The sequence below is a fragment of the Aquisalimonas sp. APHAB1-3 genome (genome assembly GCF_048323695.1).
In the GTDB taxonomy this organism is placed as follows: domain Bacteria; phylum Pseudomonadota; class Gammaproteobacteria; order Nitrococcales; family Aquisalimonadaceae; genus Aquisalimonas.
The window spans coordinates 194,354-209,865 of sequence record NZ_JBLWFT010000005.1 but is presented as its reverse complement, the minus strand read 5'-3'; the positions used below and the strand labels follow the sequence as shown (position 1 = coordinate 209,865).

Here is a 15,512-nt window from a genome sequence, read left to right as displayed (position 1 = left end):
CGCCCGACCATGACGTGGCGCAACGACCCCGTGGATGTGAATAGCCTGCCTGCTTTCGAACGGGTGGCACTGACACCCGTGTCGGCGCGGTTCGTGCCCTACCGGATCATCGCGGCGCTGGGGTTCTGGGGGCCGTTCACCCTGATCGTTGCGCTCACCCCCCTGTGGGCCACCGTCCCCCTGCCGGCCCATGCCGCCCTGCTTGCCGGGGTGCTGCTGGTGGGCACGGCGGCCGCGGTGCTGTCCGCGCTGGAGGCGCGGCGGCGGGCGTTCGCCCTGCGCGATGAGGACCTCATCCATCAGGCCGGGCTGGTGGTCCAGCGGACCACCGTGCTCCCGGTCTGCCGCATCCAGCATGTGGAGACGGCCAGCGGCCCGCTGGAGCGGGCCTTCGGGCTGATGCGGCTCACCTGCTTCACCGCCGGGGGCACCAGCGGCGATCTGGTGCTCGCCGGCCTGCGGCCCGAGACGGCGGAGGCGCTCCGCCAGCACCTCCTGGAGCGGATCCGCGCCCGGGATGACGCCCCGGCTGCATCGCCGCCCGAGGACGATCCCCTTGGTTGAAGCCGTGGAGGCGGGCTGGCAGCGGCTTTCGCCGTGGTCGGTCGTATTCCTGTTCGTGCGCGGGGTGTTGCAGTTCGTCCGCGAGAACGTGCCGGTGCTGCTGGGCGCCGGCGCCGGGGTGGCGGTGATCGAGCGGATCGGTGCCACGGAGGTGCTCCTCGGCCTGGCCGCGCTGCTCCTGGTCGCGGCGCTGTTGAGCCTGGTGTACTACCGGCGCTTCCGCTTCCGTCTCGATGACGACGTGCTGCTGGTGCAGAAGGGGCTGTTCGAGCGCACGGAGCTCAAGCTCTCTGCGGGGCGGATCCAGCACATCAGTCTGGAGCAGCCGGCGTACATGCGCCCGTTCGACATCGTGCGTTTCAGCGCCGCCACCCCCGGCGGGGTGACCACCGAGCTGGAACTGCCCGGGATCCGGCGCGGGCTGGCGGAATCGTTGCGCCAGGCCCTGAGCAGCGGCCGCAGCCTCGCGGACCAGGGCAGCGCCGCCGCCGGTACACCGTCGGCAGAGGTCGTCTTCCGGCTCGGTGCACGGGGCCTGACCCTGCACGGGCTGGCCAGCAACTCCGTCTACCTGCTCGCGGCCTTTCTCGCACCGGTGCTCCAGCCCCTGGAGCGGCTGGCTCGCCAGCATCTGGATACGCTGGGCGACTCGGTCTGGGTGCGCATGGTGGTGGAGGCGCCCTGGCTCGCGGGCAGCGCCATTCTCGCTGGCCTCATTGCACTGCTCATGCTGGTGTCGGTGGTGGTCGCATGGCTGCGGTTCCACGGCTTCACGCTGGTGACGGACGGAGATCGCTACGTGCAGCGCAGTGGGCTGCTCAACCGCCAGGAGCAGGTGCTGTCCGCGCGCAAACTGCAGTCGGTGGAGTGGGTGCAGACCGCGCTCGGCCGCCTCCTGGGGCGTGGCTACCTGGTCTGCCGGCAGTACGGTGGCCTGCCACGCGCCGCAGACCACGCTGGCCACAGTTTTCTGATTCCGGGCCTCGCCGTCACGGAGGGGCCGGCGCTCGCGCGCGCGTTCTGGCCACCACTCGCCCTGGAAGGCGCGTACGCCCGTGTTCACCCGCGTTACCGGCGCGCCATGGCCGTGCGCTTCGGCCTGGCGCTGCTGGTGATCGTGGGGGTGGTCGCTGCAAGCGCCGCGCAACCGTGGTGGCTGCTGGCCGCCGTGGCGGTGCCGCCGCTGGCCTGGGGGCTGGGCCACCTGCGCTGGCTGGCCGTGGGCTGGCGCGTGCAGCACGACTACGCCTTCATCCGCACGGGATTGCTGGGGCGGCGCACGTCGGCGTTTCCGCTGGCCAATGCCCAGGCGGTGCGGGTGCAGCAGAGCTGGTTCCAGCGCCGCTGGGGCGTGGCAACCCTCCAGATCACCCTTGCCAGCGGCCCGGAGCGTCTGCCGTGGATCGACCATGCCGAGGCCTCGGCACTGGCGAACCGGACGCTGTTGCACGTGGAAGCGCCGCCAGGCGACCATGCTGTCCAGTCCGGGCGCGAGTGAGCAGGCGTTCCGGGGGGTCGGTGCCTGACTGGTGCCATTCGATCACGCAGGGAGTCCGCCCATGCCGGTATCATCCCGTTACCACCCCGACAGCCGACACGAGGCGCTTGGGCCGGCCTTTTACGACGCCGTGGAGCCGGCCCCGTTCCCGGATCTGCGTCTGCGCTTCCGCAACCAGCAGTGGGCCGACCGCGTCGGGCTGGGTACTCTCGACGATACCGAATGGCTGACCCATTTCGGTCGGTTCGAGCCGTTGCCCGACAACCTGGCGACGCCCCTGGCGCTGCGCTATCACGGCCATCAGTTCCAGACCTACAACCCGGAGCTGGGGGACGGGCGCGGGTTTCTCTTTGCCCAGGTCCGGGATGAGCGGGATCGCCTGCTGGATCTGGGGACCAAGGGCTCGGGGCGGACTCCCTGGTCCCGCGGTGCCGACGGCCGTCTCACCCTCAAGGGGGGCGTGCGCGAGGTGCTGGCAACAGAGATGCTGGAGGCGCTTGGCTGTTACACCTCCAAGAGCCTCAGCCTGATCGAGACCGGCGAGGATCTGGTCCGCCACGACGAACCCTCGCCCACCCGCTCCTCGGTGCTGGTGCGCCTGGGTCACAGCCACGTGCGCATCGGCACCTTCCAGCGGCTGGAACGGCTGGGCCAGCGCGACGAGCTGCGTCGCCTGGTGGACTACTGCATCGAGACCTACTGGCCGGAGGCCGCCGACGAGCCGGACCCGGTTGCCGGGCTGCTGAGCTGCGTGGTCCGCGCCACGGCGGACATGACCGCCGAATGGTGGGTCGCCGGATTCGTGCACGGGGTGCTCAACACCGACAATGTGGTGATCACCGGCGAGAGCTTCGATTACGGGCCGTGGCGCTTTCTGCCCCACCTTGACCCCTATTTCACCGCGGCGTACTTCGATCACATGGGGCTGTACGCCTTCGGCCGCCAGCCCGGGGTCATGGTATGGAACCTGGAGCAGCTCGCCCGCAGCCTGGCGCCACTGAGTCAGGCCGCCAAGCTGCAGGGACGGGTGGGCGCATTCGAGAGCCGCTTCGACCAGTCCGTGGTGACGCGCACGTTCACCCGCCTCGGCCTTCACACGCCGGAGCCGTGGAGCGAGGCCCGCGCCCTGGTGGGGCGCTTCTACGAGGCGATGGAGGCGACCCACGTCCCCTTCCAGCGGCCGTTCTTCGACCTGGTGGGCGGCGCGTCGCCGGAGCGCATGGACGCCAGCACGGAGGCGTCCACATACCGGTCCGCGCACTGGGCCGGCGTGATCGACGAGCTGCGGGCCTGTGATCCCCTGCCGAGTGCCGCCTCTGTGGCGGAGGCACCCTATTGGCGGCTGGATGGCCCGGTGGCCATGCAGGTCCGGGAGGTGGAGGCGATCTGGGCGGCCATTGCCGATGACGACAATTGGGAACCGTTCACGGACGCAGTCAGCGCCATGCGTATGATGGCCCACGCGCACAGGGAACTGGGCGTGGTCTGGCGCTGACACGACGGAGTACTTGTGGATACCAATGATGTGATTGCGCGCAACAACGTGCGCATTGTCGGTCAGGGCGAACGCACGTTGATGCTTGCCCACGGATTCGGTTGCGACCAGACCATCTGGAGCCGCCTTGTGCCCTGGTTCGAGGCGGATCACCGCATCGTGCTGTTCGACTACGTAGGCTCCGGCCGCTCCGACGCCAGCGCCTACGATGCGCGGCGCTACAGCCGCATCGATGGCTACGCCCAGGACGTGGTGGACATCTGCCGGGCGCTGGACCTGCGGGATACCTTGCTGGTGGGCCATTCCATCAGCGCCATGATCGGCCTGCGGGCAGCCATCCGCGCCCCGGAGTACTTCTCCGGCCTGGTGATGATCGGCGCCTCGCCGCGCTACGCCAACGACCCGCCGGGGTTCACCGGCGGGTTCGACCGCGAGGACATCCTCAATCTGCTGGACATGATGGAGCACAACTTCGCGAGCTGGGCCCGCATGCTGGCGCCCGCGGTCATGCAGAACCCCGAGCAGCCGGAACTGACTGACGAGCTGGCGTGTTCACTGGCCGCGAACACGCCCGGGGTGGCGCGGGAGTTCGCCGAGGTCGCCTTTCTCTCCGATAATCGCGATCTGCTCCCACTGGCACCGGTGCCGTCACTGATCATCCACTGCACCGACGATGCCCTGGCGCGTCCGGAAGTGGGGGAGTATCTGCACCGCCGTATGCCGGACAGCACCCTGCGCATGGTCGACGCCAGCGGGCATTTTCCGCACGTGAGCGCCCCCGCGGAAACCGCGTCGATCCTGCGGGATTACCTGGACGCGCAGGCGTCCCGCTGTGGGCACTGACCCGCGGCCTGCCGGAGTCAGGCACGAGGCCGGTGGAGCGGAGATGGACGGACTACTGGACAACGTCCCCTGCGGGATCGCACGCCTGGATGCCAGTGACGTGGTCGTGGTGGCCAACACCACCCTGGCGGAGATGCTGGGGCACGGCAGCACGGATGCGCTGATCGGGCAGCCGCTCACGGCGTTCATGGATCCCGCCAGCCGCGTCTTTCACCAGACGCACACGCGGCCGCTGCTCAGGCTTCAGGGCGCCGTCAATGAGGTCTATCTGCGCCTGCTGAGCGCGACCGGCGAACCGGTGCCGGTCATCGTCAATGCGCGCCGCGGCGCCGGCGACGTGGTGGACTACGCCATTCTCGCGGCGCCGCTGCGCAGCGACTACGAAAACGAGCTGCTCCAGGCGCGGCGCGACGCCGAAGAGGCCTCCCGTGCCAAGGAACGCTTTCTCTCCACCATGTCGCACGAGTTCCGTACGCCGCTGAACGCCATCATCGGCTTCTCGGACCTGCTGGGTGCCGGCCATGCCGGGGAGGTCAATACGGAACAGAAGGCGCAGCTCGGGTACATCCACGAGGCGGGTCGTTACCTGAATACCCTGGTGAACGACATTCTGGGTTACACGCGCATGGGCACGACCGATCTGGCGATCAATCTCGTGCGTTTGCCCGTGGCCACCATCCTGGCGCGCGTGGAAGCGCTGGTCGGTCAGGAATTCACCCGCTGCGGTGTGGACTATCGGCGTGAGGAAAGTGATGCGGACGCATGCGTGACCGCGGACCCGGACCGCATGCAGCAGATCCTGGTCAACCTGCTCGGCAACGCCGCCAAGTTCACGCCGCCCGGTGGTGCGGTGACCGTGCGCTGGGCCGTGCAGGGCCGCCAGGTGCTGATTCACGTGGCCGACAACGGGCCGGGCATCCCGGCGGCCGACCGTAACCGGATCTTCCAGCCCTTCACGCAGCTCAATCGCGACGATAACGCCGCGCGACGCCGCGGGGTGGGGCTGGGTCTGGCCATCAGCCGTGAACTGGCCCAGGCCATGGAAGGCGATCTCACCGTCGTCAGCGAGGAGGGCGAGGGGGCCACGTTCACCCTCAGCCTACCGCTGGCGCCGGACTAGTCCCCGTCCTGGCGCGTCCACAGCGGGCGTGCGGCCAGCAGCCCGAGCAGCGGCCCCGGCAGCAGCGCGATCAGCAGATAGGCGGGCTCCACGCGGAATTGCAGCCACTCCAGCAGCATGAGACTGCCGATGCTGATGGAGAAGCCGATGCAGTTGGTCAGGGTCAACGCCGAGCCGACGATGTCCGCCGGCGCGTGACGGGCGTTCAGTGCCGAGAACTGGGGTGAGTCCCCGGCGGCGGTGACGCCCCAGACCAGCACGAATACGGCAAACAGCCACGGCGGCGCCGCGAGCATCAGGGGCGAGAGCAGGCAACACAGGGCCGAGGTGCCGAGCTGCGTGATGGCCACCCGGCCGCCGCCGAAGCGTTCCACCAGCAGGCCGCCGGCGGCGCAGCCCAGGGCGCCGACACCGATGAAGGCAAAGGCCGCCATCGACAGGGCCTGACGCTCCAGCCCGTAGGCCACGAACCACACGGGAATGAACGCCCACAGCGCATACAGCTCCCACATGTGGCCGAAATAGCCCATGACGGTGGCGCGAAAGCGCGGCACGCGGAAGGCGCGGAATACCCCGGCAAAGCGGACGGCGCCGCTGCGCTTGAGGTTCGGGCCCTCCGGTACGCTCCACGCCAGCAGTCCGGCGACCACCGCCAGCACCGAAGTGCCGAGGATGACCGCCTGCCAGTTCCAGGTGACGCCCACCGCGCTGATCAGGTGCGCCGAGGCGGTACCCAGCACCAGCGCACCGACCAGAAAACCCAGCGCCCGACCCAGCCCGCCGCCGTACCACCCGGCCGCCATCTTCATGCCCACCGGATAGACCCCGGCCAGAGAGAAACCGACGATGAAGCGCGCCGCGAGTACCGCGCCGAACTGTTCCGGATACAGCAGCACACTGGCATTGGCCGCAGCGCCGGTGAGCGCCGAGAGCAGAAAGACGTTCCCCGGGTGGAAGCGGTCGGCGATGGCGAGGAGGGCGAAGCACAGGGTGCCGGCGATGAATCCGAGCTGGACCGCCGTGGTGACGATGCCTTCGCCCCCGTCCGTGCCCCAGGCGTCCTGCAGGTCGCCGATGACGGCATTCGGCGCAAACCACAGGCTGGTGGCGAGCAGCTGGGCAATGACGATGGCGGGCAGCAGCCACCGGGGTGGTGTCGTATCCATGGGCGATCCGCGTTGGCGCCGCCCGCAGAGCGGCATTACTCCTGGTGCTGGCGCATGACCACGTCAGGGCGGAATCCGCAGATCAGCGCCCCCCAGTGCCGGTCCCGCAGCATGATGGGCAACGAGAGATCGTTCAAGACCTCGCCCGTGTCACGCAGGTAGGTCTGCAGCAGCAGTGGATCGGTATTGCGCGCCCGGCGGATTTCCGTGTCGTTGGCAGCGAAGATGCGCTGGTGGCGGCTGCGCGGCACATCCTGCTCCGGGTCGCCGGTCGGCGGTTCCGAGACGTTCGAGTGGTGGATCGCCGCGTAACCGGCGCGGTCAATGATCAGCATGTAGGCGCACCCCGGGATTTCGTCCCGGCCAGCGTCGACCGTGTCCTGGAAACGACGGGCGAATGCCTCGGTGTAGGCGGTGGTGTACTTCTTGGGGTCGCCGTCGAACACGCACTGGTAGTCCTGATCGAACAGGTTGAGTCCCTCAGTCAGCATCGCCTCCAGCGTATGCTGGACCTGGTCGCGGTAGGTCGTCGCCGTGTCCAGAATGCTCTCCAGCGTGCCCTCGCCCAGACGGTAGCGCGCAAGCAGCGCCATGCTCTGCTCGGAGGCCTCGCGCAGCGTGGCGGAGAAGGCGGCGGACTCGCGCATGGATTCGTGGACCTGCTGGCCCAGGTCGCGGATCTCCGTACTGCGGGCGTGGATGTCCTGGTTGGTGACCGTCAGCTCCTCGATGGATGTACCAATGGCGATCAGCTCGCCGTGGGCGTTCTCCAGCGCGTCCACCATGCCGGCAAAGGTATCCGTGGCGCCGCCCACGGCGACACGGGTCTCCTCGGCGTACTGGCGCATCTGCTCGCTGCCGGCCACGGTCTCCTGCACCTGGGTATCCATCTCCGCGACAATGCCGTCGATCTGGCTGGTGGCCTCGTGCACCTTGCTGGCGAGATCGCGGACTTCCTCGGCGACCACGGCGAAACCGCGACCGGCGTCTCCAGCGCGTGACGCCTCGATGGCCGCGTTCAGCGCAAGCAGATTGGTCTGGTTGGAAAAGCCCTGGACCAGGCTCATGATCGAGCGGATCTGCCCGGCGCTGTCCGTGAGCCGGCCAACGGTCTCCGCGAACTGCTCGAAGCGCTGGCTCATCTCGGTGATGCGGTCGGAGGCGCGGCCAAGTTCATCCCGGGAGCTGCGCACGTGCTCCAGGTTCTCGGCGTTGTTGGCCGACATGGCGTTGCTGCGCCCGGAGATGTCCTCCAGCGCCCGGGTGGTCTCCTCGCTAGACTGGAAGATGAGCTGGGAGTACGACTCCTGATCCTCGGCCCGCTGCTCGGCGCTGCCGGTGGTCTTGCGCAGGCGGGCCGCTTCCACGGCGATATCCAGGGCGCGGTAGCGCAGATCGCCCAGGGTCTCCCGGAGCTGGGCCACCACCTGTTCACTGGCGGAGTCCACGCCGGCGAGAGCGGTGCTGTCCTGGGACAGGTCGCCGCCGCTTCCGTGGATGCGGTCCAGCCCGTCCCGCAGATCGCGTACGGCGCGATCGGCGCGGGTGCCCCATTGGTAGACGGCGGCGGCCGCGCACCCCAGGCTGGCGCCGAGGGATAGAAGGGCGACTGCAGTGGTCGGCAGCAGCTCCGTGGCCACGGCCGCCAGTGCCAGGGCGTGCAGCGCCAGCAGTACGGCTGCAAGGGTGATCAGGCGTGCGCTGAATGGGCCGTGCACGGTATCGGTCCTCATTGCATGCGGTCGGGCATCGCAGCGCGCTCCGGCGGGGAGGTCTGCGCGTATGTCCGGAGTGTCGGCCCGCGTGCGGAAAACTTGATCCCACTACCCCGCGGGCGCGCTCACCTCCTGTGTGTGCTGCAGCCGCCAGACCCCGACGGCGGTCACCAGCACCGCCGGCAGCATCAGCAGGTTCAGCCACGTCCAGCCGACGCTGTAGAGCAGCAGTCCGGAGAGCAGCGACCCTACGGCCACCAGGGAGAAGACCACCAGGTCGTTGGCGCCCTGGGTCTTGCCCCGTTCCGCCGGCGTATGAGTCTGGGTCAGCAGCGTGCTGCCGCCGACGAACAGGAAATTCCAGCCGATGCCGAGCAGGATCAGCGCCGCGAGGAAGTGCGTGAAGCTGGCGCCGCTGACGGCGACGAATACCGACGCCACCAGTACCGCGCAGCCGGTGAGCAACATGTTCCCCAAGCCGAAGCGCGCGATCAGGTGGCCGGTGATGAAGGAGGGGGCGAACATGCCCAGCACGTGCCACTGCATGACCGTGGCGGCCTCGCGCATGCCGAAGCCTTCTGCCTGCATGGCCAGGGGTGTGGCGGTCATCACCAGGATCATGATGGCGTAGCCCACGGCGGCGGCCATCAGGGCCACCCGGAATGCCGGCTGCCCCGCGATGGTGGCAAATGGTCGCGCCACCGCATCCGGGGCCGGTTCGCTGGCCGCCGGCACGCGCAGGAAGGCGAGCAGACCGGAGCCGGCCAGTGCCAGGGCGATCACCATGGCGTAGGGGCCGGCATTGGGCGCGGCGGCGAACAGGGTCGTTGCCTGGCTGGCATTCCAGGGGCCGAGAAAGGCGGCGATCACGCCCCCGGCCATGACCAGCGATATGGCGCGGCTGCGGAAGGCGTCCGAGGCGACGTCCGCGGCGGCGAACCGGTAGTACATGGCGAAGCCCTGGTAGAGCCCGAGCAGCAGGTTGCCGAGACAGAACAGCCAGAAGCTGGAGAAGACAATGCCGGCCACGGCGGTCGCGCCGCCCAGGCCACCGCCGCAGATGGTGCCGATGAGAAAGCCCGGCCGGCGGCCGTAGCGTTTCATGAACAGCGAAGCGGGCAGGGTGAAGGTCACCGTGCCCACCATCATGGCTGCCACCGGCAGGGTGGCGAGCGCCGGCGTTGCCGCAAGTTGCTGGCCTACCAGCCCGCCCAGGGTCATGACCGTGATCGCCGTGATCAGGAACAGCGCCTGATTGATGGCGAGAATGGCGACGTTGCGTTTCTCGCCCGCCGGCGCTGCCGTAGTCAGTTCACTGGTCTCCGTTTTCTGGTGTGATGCGGATGAGTTCGCCGTCGGAGTGGTCCGTCAGCAGATAGATGGCGCCATCTGGGCCGACCCGGACATCGCGCATGCGCCGGTCCAGGTCCTCGAACAGCCGGCTGGTGTCGGTGACCGTCGTGTCGTCGAGCTGGACCCGGACAATGCTGCGCGCCACCAGTCCGGCGATCAGCAGATCGCCGTCCAGCTCCGGGAACGCGTCGCCCCGGTACTGGGCCATGCCGGCGGGTGCGATGGCCGGGGTCCAGACGTGCACCGGGTCTTCCATGTCCGGGAGCGACGTGTGCGGCGTGATGCGCGCACCGGAGTAGTCCACGCCGTGGGTGGCTACGGGCCAGCCGTAGTTGCCGCCGGGGGTGAGTATGTTCAGCTCGTCACCGCCGCGGGGGCCGTGTTCATGGGCCCAGAGTCGGCTATTGTCGGCATCGCGGATCACGCCCTGGACGTTGCGGTGGCCGTAGCTGAAGATTTCCGGGCGCGCGTCGGGGGCATCCACGAAGGGATTGTCCGCCGGCACGTCGCCATCGTCGGTGAGGCGCAGGATGGTGCCGGTGTGGTTGTCCAGCCGCTGCGCGTCCTCGCGGTAGTCGAAGCCGTCACCGTAGGTGACCAGCAGGGTGCCATCGCCCAGGAACAGCAGACGGCCGCCCAGGTGGACCGGCGTGTCGCGGGTTGGCTCGGCGGTAAAGATGGTCTCGATATCCGTGAGCCGGTGATCGTCCAGACGTCCGCGGATGACACGCAGGCTGTTGGCGCGGTCGCTGCCGTGGGCGAAGCTCAGGTAGATCCAGCCGTTATCGTCCCAGTCGGGATGGGGCTGCACGTCAAAGAGGCCCGCCTGGTTGCGCACGTAGACTTCCGGCAGCCCGGCCACGGGGTCGTCATGCAGGGTGCCGTCATCGATGACGCGCAGGATCCCTTCACGCTCGGTGACCAGCATGCGGCCGTCCGGGAGAAAGGCCAGTGACCAGGGGTGGCGGAGATCGTCGGCGATGGTCTCGCGCTGGTGCTCGGGTGCCGCCGCGACCGCCGGCAGGGCAGCGATTCCCAATGCGGTTGAAAACACGGCCACGAGTACATTCTTCACGCCCATTCGTGCGACTCTGTAGTAATCGGGAATTGACACCATAGCAGCATACTGACGACTCTGTTTACACGATGACTGGAATGAGATCAGCAGTGCGATACGGGGTGGCGTGGGTCGGCGCGGTGGTTGTGGCCGCGGTGCTCGGCTCCATCGTCCAGAGCCAGTTCAGCATGGCGTGGATCGTCGCCCTCGGGGTCGAGGTGACGCCCGCCCAGTGGCTGGGCGTGACCGTGCGCGACCTGTTCGGCTTCGCGCCGGTCTGGGCGCTGGTGGTGGCGGCGGCACTGCTGCTGGCCTTTCCCGTAGCCGGGCTGCTGGCAAGCAAGGCGCCGGATGCGCGCACGGCCGTCTATTTTCTCGCCGGTGGGGTGGGGGTGATGTGTGCACTGGTGATCATGGCCGCCGTGTTGCCGGTGACGCCGGTGGCCGCCGCGCGCAGCCCGTTCGGCATGGGGCTCATGGCGCTGGGCGGCGCCGTGGGCGGTATTGCCTTCGCCCGCTGGACCGCCGCGCGCGGGTGACGGGCGCACGCCCGGCCCCGCCCGGTGCACTGTGGCCACGAACAAGGATGTTGTCGCTGCTTCCAGATCGAGGTTGCGTTCATGTCGACGTTCGAACACCGTCTGCAGCAGTCCGCCGCAGCCGCAGCCACCGTTGGTGCAACGGTGCTTGCGGCCTGTCCGTGCGTGCCTTGCCGAGCTGCGTGGCATCCGCGAGGAGGCCGATACCCTCATCATCGAGCCCATGACGTCGGAGACAGCTGCTGCGGGCAGGCGTCGTGAGCGGCTGAATCGCCGAATCCATTCCCGCTGCCGGTGTCGCGGCGGTATCATGGCGTGCTCATCCACCAGCAATGCCATGGAATCGCGTTCGTGCCCAGTTCCCGTTCGACCCGACCCCGCATCGGCCTCGCCCTCGGCGGCGGCTCCGCACGCGGCTGGTCGCATATCGGCGTCATCAAAGCCCTTGCGGAGATGGAGATCGAGCCCGACCTGGTGGCCGGCACATCCGTCGGGGCCATTGTCGGGTCCATCTACGGGCTGGACGCCCTGGAGGCGTTCGAAGACTGGGTGATGCGCCTCAGTCGTCGCGACATCATCGGCTACATGGATCTGGGGTTCTCCAGCGGCGGTTTCTTCGAGGGTAAACGGCTGGTCAACACCTTCCGCGAGCATTTCGGCGAGGCGCGTTTCGAGGATCTGCGCCTGCCCCTGGGCGTGGTGGCAACGGAGCTGGAAACGGGGCTCGAGGTCTGGTTGCGGGAAGGAGGGCTGCCGGAGGCCGTGCGTGCCTCCATCTCGCTGCCGGGGATCTTCACCCCCGTGAGTCATGACGGGCGCTGGCTGGTGGACGGCGGCCTGGTCAACCCGGTGCCGGTCTCCCTGTGCCGGGCCATGGGTGCGGAGCGGGTGATTGCCGTGAGCCTCAACGGCGACCTGGTGGGGCGGCACATCCGCCGTCCCCGCAAGCCGGAGATTGAAGAAGAGGCCATGGATCCCAACTGGATGGACCGCCTCTCCGCCGGCATTCGCGAACACGCGCCCTGGCTGAAGGTCCCTGCCATGCCGCAGCTGCGCGGCGGCGATCCGACGCCGGGGCTGCTGCAGGTGACGGCGAACTCCATCAACATCATGCAGGACCGCATTACCCGCAGCCGCATGGCCGGGGATCCGCCGGATATGCTCATCTCGCCGCGGCTGTCGCACATCGGTCTGCTGGAGTTCGACCGGGCCGCGGAGGCCATCGCCGAGGGCGAAGCCGCCGTGCGCCGCATGGCCCCGGCGCTGCAGGACCTGTTCGAGGTGTAGAAAGTGGTGAGTTCGTGGATGGTGGATCTGAAGATCCACCCTACGCCGCGGCCCCGGGATAGGATGCAGGCGTAGGGTGGACCTTAAGGTCCACCATCACCACGCCCGACGTCACCCCCTCGCAGGAATCCCGGAGCCCGTAGGGTGGACCTTCAGGTCCACCACCACGATTTCCGCTTCACTCCCGGAATCCGGGGTACTGCTCGTCGGCGATACGCAGCAGGCCTGGCCAGGCGAGCTTGGCGGCGCCGCCGAGCATCTGGCCCTGCTCCCGGGTGGTGTCGATGGCCTGTTGGTCCGGCAGGTGGTGCGGACCGTTGCCGGCGCGGACCTGGATCTCGCAGGCGCGGGTGAAGAAGTACAGGTAGATGAACGCCTCCGGCACCGTCTTGCCGGCGGTGAGCACACCGTGGTTCCAGAGCATCATGATGTTCTTGTCGCCCATATCCCGGATCAGCCGCTCGCGCTCGTCCAGGTTCAGGGCCACACCCTCGTACTCGTGGAAGGCCAGATGCGCCTGGCAGAGCATGGCGGTCTGGCTGAGCGGCTTGAGCCCGCCTTCCTGGGCGGAGACGGCCATGCAGTTCGGCTCGTGCAGGTGCATCACCGCGTGGGCGTCGTCGCGCGCCATGTGCACGGCGCTGTGGATGGTGAAGCCGGCCGGGTTGATCTTGCCTTCGCCATCCTTGTCCACGGCGTTGCCGTCCTTGTCCACCTTCACCAGCGACGAGGCGGTGATCTCGTGGAACAGGTAGCCGTAGGGGTTGAGCAGGAAGTGGTGCTCCGGCCCCGGTACGCGGCAGGAGAGGTGGGTGAAGATCAGGTCGTCCCAGCCGAAGTGGGCCACCAGCCGGTAGGCGGCGGCGAGCTGGACGCGCACGTCCCACTCGGTGAGCGAGTCGAAATCGGTCTTCAGCGCGGGATCACTGGTTTTCATGTCCATGGTGTTCTCCTCGTCGGGGCCCGCCGGTTCATAGCCAGGCGGGTTCGGTCGTCAGGGGGGTGTCCTCTACCTGGCGGAGCAGATCCGCGTGGTAGTGGGCCTTGGGCAGCTCCACGTTGAAGAAGTAGCGGCACGCCGCCAGCTTCCCCTGGTAGAACGCCCGGTCGTCATCCGTGGCGGGTGTTGCGTTTGCCGCGGTGATCCCTTGCCGCAGCCACAGCCAGGCCATGACGATGTGCCCGGTCATCTCCAGATAGTAACTCGCATTGGCCAGGTAGCGCTCCTGATCGCCGGTTTCCGCCACCGTGGCCAGCGCCTGGGTGGTGTCGCACAGGGTGTCCAGGGCGCGCCGCAGGGCATCGGCGTGGCCGGCCATGGCCGTCGGGCCGCTTCGGTCCACGTCGTCCGCGGTGCGACGCATGGTGTCCACCAGGCAGCGGAACGCGGCGCCGTCCTCCTGGCGCACCTTGCGGCCCAGCAGGTCCTGGGCCTGGATGCCGTGGGTGCCTTCGTGGATCGGGTTCAGGCGGTTGTCGCGGAAGTGCTGCTCCACCGGGTACTCGCGGGTGTAGCCGTAACCGCCCAGGATCTGGATCGCCAGGTCGTTGGCGCGCAGGCAGTAGTCCGACGGCCAGGACTTGATGATGGGCGTGAGAATGGCGAGCTGCCGCGCCGCGTCGGCCCTTGCGCCGGCGTCGGGATGGGTGCGTTCGTCGTCCACCAGGGTGGCGCAGTACAGCCCCAGGGCCAGGCCGCCCTCCACGTAGCTCTTCTGCGCCAGCAGCATGCGGCGCACGTCGGCGTGCTCCGCCAGCCGTCGCTGCGGCGTCGTGGGATCCTTCTCGCCCGGTGCGCGGCCCTGGCGGCGCTCCAGCGCGTAGTCGCGGGAGTGGAGGTAACCGCCGTAGCCGAGCATGACGGCACCGAGGCCCACGCCGATGCGCGCCTCGTTCATCATGTGGAACATGCACTTCAGGCCGTCGCCGGGGCCACCCACCATGTAGCCCACGCAGTCGCCGTTCTCGCCGAAGTTGAGCATGGTGGAGGTGGTGCCGCGGTAGCCCATCTTGTGGATGAGCCCGGCGAGTTTCACGTCGTTGCGCCGGCCCAGGCTGCCGTCGTCGTTGACCAGGTACTTGGGCACGATGAACAGGGAGATGCCTTTCACCCCCGGCGGTGCGTCGGGCAGGCGTGCCAGCACCATGTGCACGATGTTATCGGCGAGCTCGTGGTCGCCGGCGGAGATCCAGATCTTGTTGCCCTGGATGCGGTAGCTTCCGTCGTCCTGCGGGGTGGCGCGGGTGCGCAGGTCGCCCAGTGACGACCCTGCCTGGGGCTCGCTCAGGCACATGGTGCCGAAGAAGCGGCCGCTCAGCATGTGCGGCGTGTAGCGCTCGATCTGCTCCTCGCTGCCGTGCGCGAGGATCAGGTTCGTGGCCGCCACGGTCAGGCCGATGTAGGCGAAGGTGCCCACGTTGGCGCCCTTGGTGATGGCGGTGCAGGTCTGCGCGATGGTCGCCGGCAGCTGCATGCCGCCGCGGTCGAAATCCTGGGCGGCGGCGATCAGGCCGGTATCGCAGTACACGTCCAGCGCCTGCTTCACCTCCGGAATGGTGGTCACGGTCTCGCCGTCGAACTCCGGCTCCTGAAGGTCGTTCTTGCGGTTGTGTGGATAGAGATGATCCACGGCCACGCGGTGCGCCGTCTCGATGGCGGCGTCGAACGTCTCGCGGTTGTGCTCGGCGTAGCGCTCGCGCTCCGTGAGCTGTTCCGCGTCCAGCAGTTCGTAGAGCAGGAAGTCGAGATCGCGGCGGTTGACGATGGGGCTGTTCATGGTGGTCTCGTGCAGTGGGGTGGGCCTGGCCTGGTGGACGTAAACGTCCACCCTACGCAGGTTCAGGTACATCAATGCGGTTCGGGGGTGGGATCCAC

General features: G+C 68.4%; 13 protein-coding genes. 7 read left to right on the top strand and 6 right to left on the bottom strand.

Features of this window, described 5'->3' with window-relative positions; genetic code table 11:
* Positions 1 to 9 precede the first annotated feature (9 nt).
* The 5 genes from ACNSTU_RS10385 (at position 10) to ACNSTU_RS10365 (ending at position 5,520) form a co-directional block, all read left to right on the top strand.
* Positions 10 to 564, top strand: a complete 555-nt coding sequence (locus ACNSTU_RS10385; RefSeq protein ID WP_290633129.1) for a PH domain-containing protein — start codon at positions 10 to 12, stop codon at positions 562 to 564.
* Positions 557 to 2,062 (top strand): PH domain-containing protein, encoded by a 1,506-nt coding sequence (locus tag ACNSTU_RS10380; RefSeq protein WP_418212333.1) that lies wholly within the window; start codon positions 557 to 559, stop codon positions 2,060 to 2,062. Before ACNSTU_RS10385 ends, ACNSTU_RS10380 begins: the two co-directional genes overlap by 8 nt.
* 61 nt (positions 2,063 to 2,123) lie before the next feature.
* Positions 2,124 to 3,557, top strand: a complete 1,434-nt coding sequence (locus tag ACNSTU_RS10375; RefSeq protein WP_290633133.1) for a protein adenylyltransferase SelO family protein — start codon at positions 2,124 to 2,126, stop codon at positions 3,555 to 3,557.
* 15 nt (positions 3,558 to 3,572) lie between these two features.
* Positions 3,573 to 4,400, top strand: a complete 828-nt coding sequence (locus ACNSTU_RS10370) for an alpha/beta fold hydrolase (protein WP_290637459.1) — start codon at positions 3,573 to 3,575, stop codon at positions 4,398 to 4,400.
* 43 nt (positions 4,401 to 4,443) lie between these two features.
* Complete coding sequence (locus ACNSTU_RS10365) at positions 4,444 to 5,520, top strand: sensor histidine kinase (protein WP_290637457.1); 1,077 nt, start codon at positions 4,444 to 4,446, stop codon at positions 5,518 to 5,520.
* Here the strand turns inward: ACNSTU_RS10365 and ACNSTU_RS10360 are convergent.
* The 4 genes from ACNSTU_RS10360 to ACNSTU_RS10345 form a co-directional block, all read right to left on the bottom strand.
* Positions 5,517 to 6,686, bottom strand: a complete 1,170-nt coding sequence (locus ACNSTU_RS10360) for an MFS transporter (RefSeq protein WP_290630360.1) — start codon at positions 6,684 to 6,686, stop codon at positions 5,517 to 5,519. The two genes, ACNSTU_RS10365 and ACNSTU_RS10360, sit on opposite strands and share 4 nt — an antisense overlap.
* A 35-nt stretch (positions 6,687 to 6,721) precedes the next feature.
* Positions 6,722 to 8,404: a methyl-accepting chemotaxis protein gene (locus tag ACNSTU_RS10355; protein WP_418212332.1), complete on the bottom strand. Its 1,683-nt coding sequence runs from the start codon at positions 8,402 to 8,404 to the stop codon at positions 6,722 to 6,724.
* Between the two features lie 105 nt (positions 8,405 to 8,509).
* Entirely contained in the window at positions 8,510 to 9,712 is a 1,203-nt protein-coding gene (locus tag ACNSTU_RS10350; protein WP_418212336.1) for an MFS transporter, read from the bottom strand.
* Between the two features lies 1 nt (position 9,713).
* A complete protein-coding gene (locus ACNSTU_RS10345; protein WP_290637453.1) occupies positions 9,714 to 10,835 on the bottom strand; it encodes a PQQ-dependent sugar dehydrogenase in 1,122 nt (373 codons plus the stop codon).
* 74 nt (positions 10,836 to 10,909) lie between these two features.
* On the opposite strand from ACNSTU_RS10345, the gene ACNSTU_RS10340 reads away from it, so the two are divergent.
* Together ACNSTU_RS10340 and rssA are read left to right on the top strand one after the other, a co-directional pair.
* A complete protein-coding gene (locus ACNSTU_RS10340; protein WP_290630367.1) occupies positions 10,910 to 11,350 on the top strand; it encodes a hypothetical protein in 441 nt (146 codons plus the stop codon).
* Between the two features lie 351 nt (positions 11,351 to 11,701).
* Positions 11,702 to 12,637 (top strand): patatin-like phospholipase RssA, encoded by a 936-nt coding sequence (gene rssA, locus ACNSTU_RS10335; protein ID WP_290630369.1) that lies wholly within the window; start codon positions 11,702 to 11,704, stop codon positions 12,635 to 12,637.
* A gap of 178 nt (positions 12,638 to 12,815) precedes the next feature.
* On the opposite strand, the gene ACNSTU_RS10330 is transcribed toward rssA, so the two are convergent.
* The gene (locus ACNSTU_RS10330) at positions 12,816 to 13,580 is read right to left on the bottom strand and encodes a class II aldolase/adducin family protein (RefSeq protein WP_290630371.1); all 765 of its coding nucleotides are present in this window, start codon (positions 13,578 to 13,580) and stop codon (positions 12,816 to 12,818) included.
* Between the two features lie 28 nt (positions 13,581 to 13,608).
* Entirely contained in the window at positions 13,609 to 15,414 is a 1,806-nt protein-coding gene (locus ACNSTU_RS10325; RefSeq protein WP_290630373.1) for an acyl-CoA dehydrogenase, read from the bottom strand.
* Positions 15,415 to 15,512 lie beyond the last annotated feature (98 nt).